Here is a 12858-nt window from a genome sequence, read left to right as displayed (position 1 = left end):
CGCGCGCAAGGCAACTGATTTATAACGTCCCGCCGGCTTTGTGTCAGGCGGGGATTTTTATTACTGATGTTTACAAATATACCGAAAAGTTAGAAAGGAAAAACCCCGAAAGAGAGAAGAAAATGCAAACACCAAGCCCTTACCGATAAATCCCCAAAACCTCGCTTGCACAAAACCGCTGTTAACGGCTGGCTTTCTCTTACCATTCAATGTTTTCTGAATATGGTTTACCTTTATACTTTGGAAAGTCTTTTATTTTTCTTTTTTCTTTAGTTAGAATATTAAACTCCCAAATAGCTGAGTTGTCAGAAAATGGGTCAGTGAGTATTTCTACTTTAAAATTATCAGTTTGTCTGAGTCCTCTTATCCAGTCAAGTTCTACATCATGTATCTCAATTAATTCTTTAAAGATTAATAGTAGGAGTGAAGAACCTCCGATTAACCCCCAAGTATTGTCACGACTTATTAAAGCACATTCTGGATCACCATAAAAACTACCAATAAAAATTGATTTTTTTGTAACTTTTTCAATTAAGTAGGCATTTTCATAAATATGCCCAATGACAAATTTTTCTGTTTCGTATAGCTTTTTATAGTCGTTTTGATTTGTCATTTCGTTTTACCATTTCGTTTTGCCAAGCTTGCCGTTAACGTTCCCGCGGCTTGGCCGTCGTTGCGGCAATTTAAGAAAAAATATGTTATGAAAAGCTGCGCATTAAAATCCGAAGGATTTTAATTAGTGAGAAGAGCGAAGCAATGCGGCTAAACCGCTGTTGTGCGTAGTGTTTCTATTCACTTTTTTGTCCAATATTATCTATTTCGATTATCTTTTGTTCAGTTTTGTTTTTTAGTAAAAATGGAATAATAATTCCAATCCCAATCCAAAATGTTGAATACAAATTAAACGGTTCTGTAAGTAAATATTCTGGAATTAATGGATTTTCATGCTTTCCAATTTTAGTTAGAATTAATAAACCAACTGAAAATGCAATAAGCGAACAAATTAAAATTTTAAAGCTATTAGTTATTAATTCAATGAAGGAAAAATTTTCACGCTTTGTTAATAATAACACACTAAAAAAAGGAAATAGCGCAATCATTAAATAATCAATAGTAAAAGTACCGACTCCAAAATAATAATGAGTTAGATTTTGCATAGTTTCAGCCATTCCAAAAAGAGTTGTTGGTCCCAACCCAAAATTTAATGAAAGGAAAATCAAAATTGAAATTACTAATGCTATATATTTTGTTTGTTGTTGATTATTAGTCATTTTAGATTTTGTTTTTCTAACATTACGCACAACGTGTTGCGGCTTTAAGAAGTGGCGTAATTTTCTTCACAAGCCATCACAAATATACCGAAAAGGAATTAAGAAAAAACTTCAATTTAAAGAAAAAGTGCAAACACTAGCTTTTCCAAAAAATCACTGACCTAGCCATTTCTTAAAACCGCTGTTAGCAGTTGTCGCTTTATTGGATTATTTTTTTCAATTTTTCATATTCATCATGAGATCCAAAATTTTCAGTATTTCTTCTCGTCCCAATAGTATGTTCTTCTAAACAACCAAAACATATTTTTGAAATCCCTACAACTTTACCATTTTTCTTAAAAATAAAAATATTTCTATATATAGGCACACAAGCAGAAAATATTGTTTTTTTTTCTTTTCTTTCAGTAAAGATTTCAGAAAGCTCATTCAATTTGCGATTATCAATTTTTTGTTTTTTTGGAAAGTATTTTTCAACTCTTTCTAAAAACCAATTATCATTAAGACTTTTTGGATAATTACTTGAATAAGTAATCTTTTTGTACTCGTCTTTTTCTAATTGTGGTGTATCAGGATTACGCTCAGAATATAATCTAGATTCATTTTCTGTTGTTTGATAATGATAAACTTCGTCAAAATCAAAGAAAGGTTTGTCTTTTTGAAGACAAGCTAATAGGATAAAACTAATAAGTAAAATTATCTTGTTCATTTTAAGTCGAATTCTCTTTTGTAGTTTTGCGATAACTGCTAACGTTTCTGCGGCTTGGCCGTCGTTGCGGCAATTTAAGAAATATTTTATTATGAAATGCAGCGCATGAAAATCCGCAGGATTTTCTTTTAGAGTTTAGACCAGCAATGCGGCTAAACCGCTGTTACCAGCTGTTTACTTTTTTACAAAGTTTTTAAAAATCCAACCATCATAGCTAACTATTGTATTGTTGTCTTCAGTTGCTCCAACTATTATTGGACATTTATGTTCGAATAGAATTTTATTTTTTATTGTAATATCCCATAGCTCTGAATAAGATTTTGACATTATAGATTTTACTATTTCAGGATATTTTAAATTGCAATTAATACCATCAATAATAATGAAAATTTTATTAGAGTTACTTTTTGAAATAATTGGAATAACACTAGTTTCTTCATGTTTATCGTAATATTCTACCTCACAGCTGTAAACTTCACCGTAAACTAATTCAAAAAAAGGTTTTTCTTTTTCGATTAGTTTCTGATAGTGAATATTTCCTTCACTTTCATATAAAGCAGATTCAAAATCATATTGATTGCAATTTGGACATTTTAGTTTTTCACCGTCAAAATAATATTCTACTAATTTACAATTCGGACAAAGAAATCTGTTATTTATTTTGAGCAGTTTTCATGTTAAATAGCTGGTAACGTCCCGCCGGCTTTGTGATGGTGGGGATTTTTGTTACTGATGTTTACAAATATACCGAAAAGTTAGAAAGAAAAAGCTTAAAAATAGAAGAGAAGTGCAAGCACCGGTTCTTCCCAATACACACCCAAACCCCGCTTTCACAAAACCGCTGTTACCGGTAGTGCTTTATTCCGTCCAGTATTAATTTTGTTTTATTATTTCCTTCTGCATTTTTCATTTCTATTATAAACTGTAAGAAGTCGTTAGGATCAATGTCTATTTGTCCTAAGGCTATATTCAATTCTTGAGCGCCAATTTTTTCGTTTAGTTTGACAGCAAGTTTGTAAAAATCATTTTTTTTATTTGATGGTTTATATTCTTTGTCAACTACTAAGCATATAAATTTTTGATTATAGATATCAATTAGATATGCATCGTTGATAATTTCCCAATTAATAAAATCTTTCAGAGTTGTCCTGTCAAAAATTCCTAATTCATTTATTATGATTTGAGGTCGTTTATCAAATAAGTGAAATAAACCTACAATTATTCCTAATCCAAAGAATAAAATACCTGCCCAAGCGGCAAAAGGGTTTTTATCCATTATAAAAAAACCAATTGCAACAAAAGCTCCACCTCCAAAAAGAAGTTTCAGTGCTCTGTTTTTTGATTTATAAAGTTTGATTTCACGCATTTTTTTAGCATTACCGGTAACGTCCCGCCGGCTTTGTGAAGTGGCGGAATTTTATTACTGTTGTTCACAAATATACCGAAAAGTAATTAAGAAAAAACTTCTTTTTAAAGAAGAAATACAAACACTAACCATTCCAAAAAATCCTCAAACCCGCCATTTCACAAAACCGCTGTTATGCACAGCCATTTATTTTTTTGATTATGAATTGTTCATTTATTTCAGAAACATAGTCCATTTCTATAATTTTCCATTCGATATTCTTAGTTGTATTTTGAATTTCTATAACGAATTCTTTTCTTTTCGTAAACTCATCGTTCCATTTATCGATTACTTCATCACCAAATTTGTCTAACCATTTTTTATTTTCGGTATTTTCAAAATACTTTTTTAAATATTCATCTGGGTTTCTTTGTTTGATGAACCAAATCCTCTCAATTTTAATATTTAGATTCAGTAATAGCTTATCAAGCATTAGGAATTGTTCTTTAGTTCTCGGGAAATTAGTCAATAAAATGTCCTGATTTTCTATTTTACTAAGTTGGATTTTCAGAACCTTTTCAAGACAATTTGTTGGAACCATATTTCCACTGTCTAAAAATGATTTAATTTCTTTTGAGACTTCATTATCTTGCTCAAATATTAGTTCTCTAAATTGAACTGTAAAATCAAAAAGGAAAAGGTTAAACATTTCACTAATTACTTTTTGAGTTTTAGAATTTGAAATTTGATAATCTAAAAAAAGAAAACTGATTTTTTTCATTTAGTTTTGATATGGTTGTGCATAACGTTTTGCGGCTAAAAACCGTTGCGGCAATTTACGAATTATTTGTTATGAAATGAGATGCTCGAAAATCCGCAGGATTTTCATTTAAAGTTATAAACCAGCAATGGTTTTTAACCGCTGTTGTACACAGGCTATTTTTTTCGATTGTATCGACCCTCAAATTTAAAACTTCTAGAATCTCCAATAATTACTAATATGGCTCCATGAAAATAATTAGAGTTATTTAATATCAAACTATTTTCGTTATTTAAACTCAACCGAGTTCTATTTATTGAAAAATTTCCACATAATATTGGAACCCAATTACTTTTGAAGTTTTTGTTTTTTAAATAAATATAGCCATCGTTTTTTATTTTATAATTTACAATTGAGCTATCTACTTTTAGATTATTTTTTAGCAAGCTAAATGAGATTTTCTTTTTATCTAAAACTTCTATTCTGACATCATATTTTTTAATTAAATTTTTGATACTATCGGCCCTTAATTCTTGATTTTCAGTTTTTACAAAATGAAATAAGTTGTAATACTTATCAACTGAATCATTTTCAAATATCTTAGTTTTATTATCTCGTGACGATTTGTATATTATTTTGGATGCATTTATTTCGTATGTTCCATTTAACTTATTAATAGATTCACTATTTAAATATGTATGGTCATTCAATGTTACCTTTTTTGAAAAAGGAGCACATCCAACGAATGATAAAATAAGCAGAGAGTAGAGAAGTGTAAAGAACTTTATTTTCATTCCTTTTTTTTTAGCTTGTGTACAACGTTTTACGGCTTAAAACCGTTGCGGCAATTTACGAATTATTTGTTATGAAATGCAGCGCTCGAAAATCCGTAGGATTTTCTTTTAGAGGAAAAAACCAGCAATGGTTTTAAACCGTTGTTAGCGGTAGTTTTTCTAATGTCTATTTTTATTTATATTTTCTAAATACCAATTCTTTTTTAAATATCTCCCTTTATTTTTTATTTGAGGTAAAGAATCAGTTTTTACAAATTTAAACTTAATTGGAAGAAAAGATGAGTCGTCATACTTTAATTCAATTAGAGTGTCATTAAGTATTTTTCCTCTTTGAAAGTGGTTTGAAGTAAACATTTCTTTGTTAGAATCAGCAAAGTGTTCAATCACAATTGAATCGTGATATATTTTCCACCAATCTAAAGTTTTATATGTTGTATTTTTATTTTGAGTAATTTCTGATTCAATATTGTTTTTCAATTCACTTTGTGAAAGACGAAAGTGAGTAGTATATCCATTTTTGTAAAATATTATAACGTCTCTAAAATTTACATTTGGTTGAAGTTCATTTACTTGAATGTAATATCCATTAGTTTTTAATGAATCAGTTGGCAAAGCGTAAATATCTTCTTTATAGGTTTTGTAGATCTTTTTAGACATAAACCAAGGCCCAGTTCCACAACCATAAAGAAATAGAATCGAAATTAAAATTAATACTTTTTGTTTCAATTTTGTAGTCATTTTGCGGGCGGTTTCAAAATTACCGCTAACGTTTTACGGCTTAAAACCGTTGCGGCAATTTACGAATTATTTGTTATGAAATGTAGCGCATGAAAATCCGCAGGATTTTCTTTTAAGGTATAAACCAGCAATGGTTTTAAACCGGTGTTAGCCGTTCGGTTTTTCAGATGCTTTATTCTCCATTTAGAATTTCCGTTACAATTAGAGTATTTGGGTCAAAAAATATTTTCGGATTGTCTGAACCACCGAAAACCATATCATATTCCACTGCGTAGGTTAATTTTCCATTCGTATCTCTCGAAACAATTATTTCTCCAGATTTATTATCCTGTGTCCAAGATTCATATTTATAATCTCCAATATTTTTTCTTGCTTCTTCTAGTGTCATTCCAACTTTTACTTTTGAAATATTCCTCCAATATTTTTCATTAATTCGTTCCTTTTGGATAAAGTTATACGCTTCAAAAATTAAAAGTAAAATACCTAAAGAAGCTAAAATATTTTTAATCATTAGATTGATATTAGTTATGTAAGTTTTTATTCGTTAAGTCTTCGTTTCGTTTGGCTAAACTGACGGCTAACGTTTCAGGCTTGGCCGTCGTTGCGGCAATTTAAGAAAAAATATGTTATGAAAAGCCGCGCATTAAAATCCGAAGGATTTTAATTGGTGAGCAAAGCGAAGCAATGCGGCTAAACCGCTGTTATAGACAGCTTTTCATTCCTTCTAGTTTTTTATTCCATTTTAATAAAAGCTCAATCGGAAATTTGACTTTGGAAAAATCAAGTTTGCTTAGCTCTTCAGGACTATAGGAGTTTGCTAAATTTAACTCCCACTGAGCATCAATATCATTAACCAGTTCTTCTAATTCTAAATCAACGTTTTCTCCTGCATCAAACAATTCAATGAAATGGATATGAAACCTATAAATCCAATTGGCAAAATCTTCGTGGCTATATTCCGCATCGCCTTGAATTAAATTTTTAAGAAGCATTTTTAAATTTGCTTTAGAAAATCTAATAGTGACTTCATTTTTCATTCAAATACTTTTTTAGATTACAGTTGGCCAAAGTTGTCTATAACGGTTTGCGGCTTGGCGTAGTGGCGGATTTTTAGCACAAAAGTTCAATCGAAGCACTGCACTTGAACCTACCACAAAACTGTCATACGAAGCACCGAACCCGCCATTACGCCAAACCGCTGTTATGGGCTGGGCTTTTTCGTCTTTTGTCAGCAACATTTCTTGTCTTGTTGAATTGGCGGACATTTTACACTTCCGTAACTGCAATAAACACAACAGTCGCCTTGATGTGGTTTTAAAACGGTCTTGCAATTATCACATTCGTAAAAATATTGGCAAGCGTCTGTCGGCATTGTTTCTTCCTTTTTATGTCCGCAATTTGGGCAAGTGATTGTTGATTGTAGTATGATTTCCATTTTATTTTTCCTTTTTGTCTGTTACTGAATATCCTGTTCCGTTTATTGCTTTCTCAATTTCGGCAATGTTCGTTTTTGAGTTATCAAATTCTACAATTGCATTTCCGTTTTCGTATGAAACAGTTGATTTTATTATTCCCGAAAGCTTATTCACTTCGTGGTTTACGTGTTCTTCACAACCTGCACAAGTCATACCGCTAATGGAAAACTCAACTGTTTGAACATTTGATTTGTCAACTACTATGATTTGTTTTTCTGTCTTTGGATAAAATATGTGAGCATAGTAAGGAAAGGCAAGCATTACTATTGCAAATGCTGTTACAATTCCTAAAAACATTTTGGATTGAATGAATTTTGGTTTTTCTTCTGTCTCACAATTGCAGTCAATTTGTTTTTTAGGTTTCAACTTTTGATACCAAGCAAAACCAAGAACCAAAATTGTCAAACCTATAAAATAAGGTCGGAAAGGTTCAAGCCAAGAAAAAGTTGAAGCAAGTCCGCTTGTCCCTGCGACAAGAGCCAATACAGGTGTGATGCAACAAAGTGAGGCTGCAATTGCTGTCAAAAGTCCTGCACCGATTAATTTTTTGTCTGTTTTCATATTGTTTCCAAAATTTTGTTTTCGTGAAGTATTTTGAAAAAAGGTTTGAGCATTTTTTCATACTCTTTTGTCAGTGAGTAAAAAATGGTTTGTGCTTGCCTTTCCGTTTCAATTAGTTTTCGGTCTTTGAGTTTTCGCAGATGTTGTGAAATTGCCGAAATGGTCATTCCGAGAATGTCACTAAGGTCGCAAACGCAAAGTTGTTGCTCTTCGTAAAGCAGAAACAGGATTTTCAGTCTTACGTTGTTACCCGCCAATTCAAGTCCGTTGGATAAATAGTCAAACGAACCGTTCAGTTCTAATACTCGGTCTTTACAGCGGTTGATTTGCTTAATGTCCGCTTGTTGTCTTATACACGAAATGTTGTCCATAGTGCAAAGATAGTCAATTTGTTTATTTAAGCAATTACTTAAATACAAAATATCAAAAAGAACCCGATTTTGTCTGTCGGGTTGTGTCGTCATAGCCTTGCCCATAACGTTTCAGGCTTGGCCGACGTTGCGGCAATTTAAGAAAAAATATTTTATGAATGCGAAGCATGAATAAAAGAAAAAATTCCTTTTAGAGTTTAGACCAGCAATGCGGCTAAACCCTTGTTATAAGCTGATTGCTACACACAATATTGTAAAAACTAATTAAGCGTTGCAATTTTCCAGTTCGTTTTTTTTTTAGTTCTGATTGGCACGAAAGGAGCGAAGGGAAATTAGCTTTTTTGCTTTTTCAGCAAAAGTGCTAAAGCGCGTTGGCATTCTATTCTGATTGGCGATTTGTTACATGTGTGGATTTTTCTTCCACACTTGTAATAAATTTGATTTAGATTGGTTTCCATTATTTTGCGTTGCAATTTTTACGCTTTTACTTTTCAAATTGCTTTTAGATTCCAACTTTTTACACAACGAATTTCAAATAATTTGTGCGCAAACTTTTTATAATTTACGCTTCGTTATTTTCTTTAAAGTACTGATTACACACGCACTACGCAATTAGCTTATAACGTCCCGCCGGCTTTCTGTCAGTGGCGGATTTTTTGTTACTGACGTTTACAAATATACCGAAAAGTTAGAAAGGAAAAAGTAGAAAAGAAGCAAAGACTTTTGATTCCTGCTCGTTCCATTATGAACTGTCGCCGCCATTGCAGAAAACCGCTGTTAGCAGCAGCTATTCTTTTTTATTCCATTGTTCCAACATTGAATTAAGTTGATTGTATTCTTCGGAAAAAGCGCCATCAATTTCTCCAAACTTGGTTTTAAATTCCTTAAAATATTTTCCTGCCGTTTTGTTTCCCGAAATTGTTGATATAAAAAGTCTATTTACTAATTCCATTTTTTTATCATTTAGCTGACCTTTTGAATTCTCGTATTCTTTTAAGGTTTCCGCTATTTCATTCTGATTATATGTTCGTATGTTTTTATTTATCGAAAGAGATTTAATTACATTTTTGTTTTTAAAGAATAGTTTTTCAATTTCCCAAACAATTATTTTAAACTTTCTATCTTGTTCAACAGGTAGATTTACAACGTTTTCAATTATTAAAGTGTCTTTATTTATTTTTAAACGACAAGTTTGAGTTCCGTCCCACGAGTCTATTATTTTGTTTTCTCCACAAACAGAAAGAACAAATTCTGAAAAATCTATTGGATTACTCCCGGGATTTCGATAACCGCATAATGCAATTTTCTTTCCGTTTGTAAATTTAAAAACTGTATCTGCTTTTGTTCCTGCATAATCATTTTCTGGACAGTTACAATTATCTTCGATTGTTTGTTCTTTTTGGAAAGTGAGAAAAGTATCTTTTTGTTTTCCTTCTGGATTAGCAACTAATTCTTTATTATCATTTTTATTGTTTTGTTTACAACTAAATAATGCAAGTAAAATGCTTAGTACTAGTGTTATAGATTTCGTTTTCATATAGTTGCTGCTAACGTCCCGCCGGCTTTGTGAAGTGGCGGAATTTTATTACTGATGTTTACAAATATACCGAAAAGTTTGAAAGATAAAACTTGAAAAATAGAAGAGAAGTGCAAGCACAAACCTTTCCAAATAAAGACTAGCCCCGCCATTTCATAAAACCGCTGTTGTGCGTAGTTGTCTTTTCTCAATTACTTTTATAATTATTAGCATTAAAATTGCCATTACGAAACCTTGAAAGTAGATTATACCTAAATTGAAAAAGAAGTCTTTAATATTATTATTAAGTCCTTTTTCAGATGAATAATCTCGATGTATACTTGTCGTAATTATTACAAATTGTTCAAAATACATTCCAATTTTCATAAAGAAACTGACTAATAAAATGTACCAAAATTTAGTCCTAAGTTTTTTAAATAGCAAACTAAATGGAAAAAGAGTGGATGAAAGAAGCATTAGCCAATATACAAGTTTGTATGGCCCAGTTGCTCTTTCTATAAAAGTATATTCATTGGAATAAAAAATAATTCCAAAAATAAAATGAATTAGAGTTGCTGCTGTATAAATAATTATAATCCAACCTGTAAAATTTAAGGCTTTTTTGGTCGGATATTTTTGCTTGAAAAATAAGTTGATAAGTGCTAATGTTATAATTATTGGAATCAAACAAAGAATGATATTAGTGTCTATAATTCTCTTAAAGCTTTCAAATAATTCCATTTTAAGTTTCGGTTTTTTTCAATTACGCACAACGTCCCGCCGGCTTTGTGTCAGGCGGGGATTTTTGTTACTGACGTTTACAAATATACCGAAAAGTTTGAAAGAAAAAGTTGAAGAATAGGAGAGAAGTGCAAACACTTACCCTTACCGATAAATCCCTAAACCCCGCTTGCACAAAACCGCTGTTAGCAGAAGTTATTTTTTATAAACTATTTCTTTTGGAACAAACTGATGTTTCTTCATTTCTTCCCATCCATTTTCTAAATTTTCTATTTCGCTTCTGTTTACACAAACTTGTCCAGTTTTAAAAGTGAAAAAATCACCAAATAAATTTTCACCAAGGCTGTTTACAAAATTAAACAAGTTTTCATCTTGAACAGTTTCGCCATTTTTATCTATACGTGTATAAATTGGCACCCAATACGTATAGTCAAAATCACTACCTGGTTTTTGGGTAACTTGATTAATTGTAATATAAATGCAAACGTCAAATGACGGATTTGAAAATTTTCGCGCCAGTACATTACTAATAATAGTTATAAAACCCTGTGTGTTGAAGAAGTAATTTCCGTCGTTGATTAGAAAAAGTATACCGTTAGCGTTCTTTTTTTCAAAGGTCGATTTAGATTCTTGGATTTGTTTGTTTGCTTTGTAAATTGCCCTTTCAATGGTTTTTGATGCTATTTCAATAAGATCCGCAATACACTTTTCCGGTAACGGTCCACCTTGAAACACAATTTTTCTAAATTGAGTTTGAGAAATAGATTTATTAGCAAACCATTTTTCGTAAAGTCTTTCAAGCTTTGGAAAATCATCACTATCTGAAAAAACATCTTTTTGAAAACATTTTAATTCAGCAATTACATCAGGATTTTCAAAAATATAATCAGCATTTGGTCTGTCTGATAAGTTATTTTCCAACTTTTCAATTATTTTTCCACCGACAAATTCGACAAATTCTGAAAAATATCCCTCAACATTTTCAACGAATGGTCTTCCTAAATTATCTGGGTTGGTTGGTTGTTCCATATAATTTCTGCTAACGTTTTACGGCTTAAAACCGTTGCGGCAATTTACGAATTATTTGTTATGAAATGTAGAGCTTGAAAATCCGCAGGATTTTCTTTTAAAGGTTAAAACTAGCAATGGTTTTAAACCGTTGTTACCGCTTCGGTTTTTTGTGTTGCATATTCAGTTAACGTTTTCAAGTAATATTTTCGGTTTCAGTTTCAGTTTTTTTTCTTTAATTCAAAATATCTTCTGACTATTAATAATATTGAAATTATAGTTAATACACTACCAACAATGTAAAACCATTTTGGTTTCTGTTCTTCGTTTCCAATTGGAGCGAAAATACATATCAGACCAATAAGTAAAAGCATCAAACTCAAACCAGTTTTAGAGTAAACATTTCCCAATATTACATTTATGAATTCTTTTCCAATTTCTGCAAAAATTTGTTTCATAATATTAGGTCTCTTTATTCTGTACTTTCTTTTTAGGACGATTTACAAACTGAGCGGTAACGTCCCGGGGCTTTATGCCGGTGGGGACTTTTATTACTGATGTTTACAAATATACCGAAAAGAGTGAAAGAAAAAATCTCGCTTCGGAGAAGAAAGTGCAAACACTGACCTTTACTAATAAACCCTAAAACCCCACTTGCATAAAACCCTTGTTAGCGGTAGTTATTTTGAAATATCTTTAATTTCAAAGGATTTAAAGAATTGATTTATTTCTGAGTTGTTGTCATTCTGTTTTGTTGAATATACTATCAAGCCGTAATATTTATTTTTGACAATATAATTTTTCATATTGACTATTATTTTATTGTCATTCATAGACATTTTAACTTCACGTCCAGAATATTTATTGAGTGTTATAGGATTGTCTGAAATAATTGTTGCTTTGTGATTTCTAACTGAACCATTTATTGCTGCATCAAGAAAAGTTTTTTGCTCATCATTTGTTAAATTCTCTTTTGATGCATTTGGAATTTCATTCACAGATACATAAAATTTTAAATTTTTTTCAGCAGGATTTTGTGCTTTATATGTAAGTGTTTTGACTTCAATTTCTCCACCTAATGTTTGCATTGTTTTATTTTCTTCAATAGGTTTTTGAGGAAAAGAAATTTTAAAATTTACTGAATTATAAGAATACCATTCTGCAAAAGAATAAAAATTCAATAGGGATAAAGAGAATAATAGTAAAAATGTTTTTTTCATTGTGATTTTTAAGTGAAGGTGGATTCAAGACCTTAATGCAACAAGGTCATTTAGTTTTCAGTTTTTCAAATTTAGTATTTTTCTTAGATATTGACTCTTTTTTCAGAATAACTTTTTAGGCTTTTTAATGAGCCAAAAGTTATTTCCGAAAATGGTATTTCTTCATTGAGTTTTTCGGCAGGAGTTTTGTAGCCCAATACCTTTCTTGGGCGATTATTCAGGCTGTATTCAGCTTCTTTTATTTGCTGTATTGTTATGTTATTAAAATCGGTTCCTTTTGGGAAAAATCGCCTAATTAAACCGTTTGTGTTCTCGTTGGTTCCTCTTTCCCAAGATGAGTATGGATGGGCAA

At 31.1% G+C, this 12858-nt stretch carries 18 protein-coding genes; all 18 read right to left on the bottom strand.

Translation table 11 applies throughout. The features are described 5' to 3' along the window. Nucleotides 1-199: 199 nt before the first annotated feature. Complete coding sequence (locus G498_RS0109335) at nt 200-613, bottom strand: hypothetical protein (RefSeq protein WP_026980939.1); 414 nt, start codon at nt 611-613, stop codon at nt 200-202. Between the two features lie 175 nt (nt 614-788). Further along, nucleotides 789-1271: a hypothetical protein gene (locus G498_RS0109330; protein ID WP_026980938.1), complete on the bottom strand. Its 483-nt coding sequence runs from the start codon at nt 1269-1271 to the stop codon at nt 789-791. Nucleotides 1272-1470: 199 nt separating this feature from the next. Beyond that, nucleotides 1471-1977 carry a hypothetical protein gene (locus G498_RS0109325; RefSeq protein ID WP_026980937.1) on the bottom strand — a complete coding sequence of 169 codons (507 nt, stop codon included), beginning with the start codon at nt 1975-1977 and terminating at the stop codon, nt 1471-1473. A gap of 844 nt (nt 1978-2821) precedes the next feature. Further along, nucleotides 2822-3343, bottom strand: coding sequence for an STM3941 family protein (locus G498_RS15440; protein ID WP_026980936.1), 522 nt, complete (start codon nt 3341-3343; stop codon nt 2822-2824). Nucleotides 3344-3515: 172 nt separating this feature from the next. Further along, the gene (locus G498_RS0109310) at nt 3516-4103 is read right to left on the bottom strand and encodes a nucleoside monophosphate kinase (RefSeq protein WP_026980935.1); all 588 of its coding nucleotides are present in this window, start codon (nt 4101-4103) and stop codon (nt 3516-3518) included. A gap of 155 nt (nt 4104-4258) precedes the next feature. Continuing rightward, the gene (locus G498_RS0109305; RefSeq protein WP_026980934.1) at nt 4259-4876 is read right to left on the bottom strand and encodes a hypothetical protein; all 618 of its coding nucleotides are present in this window, start codon (nt 4874-4876) and stop codon (nt 4259-4261) included. A 159-nt stretch (nt 4877-5035) separates the two neighbouring features. Then, complete coding sequence (locus tag G498_RS0109300) at nt 5036-5614, bottom strand: hypothetical protein (RefSeq protein ID WP_026980933.1); 579 nt, start codon at nt 5612-5614, stop codon at nt 5036-5038. 172 nt (nt 5615-5786) lie between these two features. Next, nucleotides 5787-6125: a hypothetical protein gene (locus G498_RS0109295; RefSeq protein ID WP_026980932.1), complete on the bottom strand. Its 339-nt coding sequence runs from the start codon at nt 6123-6125 to the stop codon at nt 5787-5789. A gap of 190 nt (nt 6126-6315) precedes the next feature. Further along, the gene (locus tag G498_RS15435; RefSeq protein ID WP_051269827.1) at nt 6316-6651 is read right to left on the bottom strand and encodes a hypothetical protein; all 336 of its coding nucleotides are present in this window, start codon (nt 6649-6651) and stop codon (nt 6316-6318) included. 191 nt (nt 6652-6842) lie between these two features. Beyond that, nucleotides 6843-7049 (bottom strand): GDCCVxC domain-containing (seleno)protein, encoded by a 207-nt coding sequence (locus G498_RS15965; RefSeq protein ID WP_081694223.1) that lies wholly within the window; start codon nt 7047-7049, stop codon nt 6843-6845. A 1-nt stretch (nt 7050) separates the two neighbouring features. Beyond that, complete coding sequence (gene merTP / locus G498_RS0109280; RefSeq protein WP_026980930.1) at nt 7051-7650, bottom strand: mercuric transport protein MerTP; 600 nt, start codon at nt 7648-7650, stop codon at nt 7051-7053. After that, nucleotides 7647-8021, bottom strand: coding sequence for an ArsR/SmtB family transcription factor (locus G498_RS0109275; RefSeq protein ID WP_026980929.1), 375 nt, complete (start codon nt 8019-8021; stop codon nt 7647-7649). The genes merTP and G498_RS0109275 overlap by 4 nt, the downstream gene beginning before the upstream one ends. A 787-nt stretch (nt 8022-8808) precedes the next feature. Continuing rightward, on the bottom strand, nt 8809-9558 hold the full coding sequence (locus G498_RS0109270; protein ID WP_026980928.1) for a hypothetical protein: 750 nt from the start codon (nt 9556-9558) through the stop codon (nt 8809-8811). Nucleotides 9559-9711: 153 nt separating this feature from the next. Continuing rightward, the gene (locus tag G498_RS0109265) at nt 9712-10278 is read right to left on the bottom strand and encodes a hypothetical protein (RefSeq protein WP_026980927.1); all 567 of its coding nucleotides are present in this window, start codon (nt 10276-10278) and stop codon (nt 9712-9714) included. 195 nt (nt 10279-10473) lie between these two features. Next, nucleotides 10474-11307 carry a hypothetical protein gene (locus G498_RS0109260; protein WP_026980926.1) on the bottom strand — a complete coding sequence of 278 codons (834 nt, stop codon included), beginning with the start codon at nt 11305-11307 and terminating at the stop codon, nt 10474-10476. Nucleotides 11308-11507: 200 nt separating this feature from the next. Beyond that, entirely contained in the window at nt 11508-11744 is a 237-nt protein-coding gene (locus G498_RS0109255; RefSeq protein WP_131387731.1) for a hypothetical protein, read from the bottom strand. Between the two features lie 222 nt (nt 11745-11966). Next, entirely contained in the window at nt 11967-12506 is a 540-nt protein-coding gene (locus G498_RS0109250) for a hypothetical protein (RefSeq protein ID WP_131387730.1), read from the bottom strand. An 83-nt stretch (nt 12507-12589) separates the two neighbouring features. Then, nucleotides 12590-12858, bottom strand: a 269-nt coding sequence (locus G498_RS14910) for an IS30 family transposase (protein WP_154656450.1), incomplete at its 5' end; no start/stop codon positions are given.

The organism is Flavobacterium suncheonense GH29-5 = DSM 17707 (assembly GCF_000430025.1).
In the GTDB taxonomy this organism is placed as follows: Bacteria; Bacteroidota; Bacteroidia; order Flavobacteriales; family Flavobacteriaceae; genus Flavobacterium; species Flavobacterium suncheonense.
Note: the sequence above shows the minus strand (reverse complement) of the source record. Positions and strands in the feature narration are given on the sequence as shown.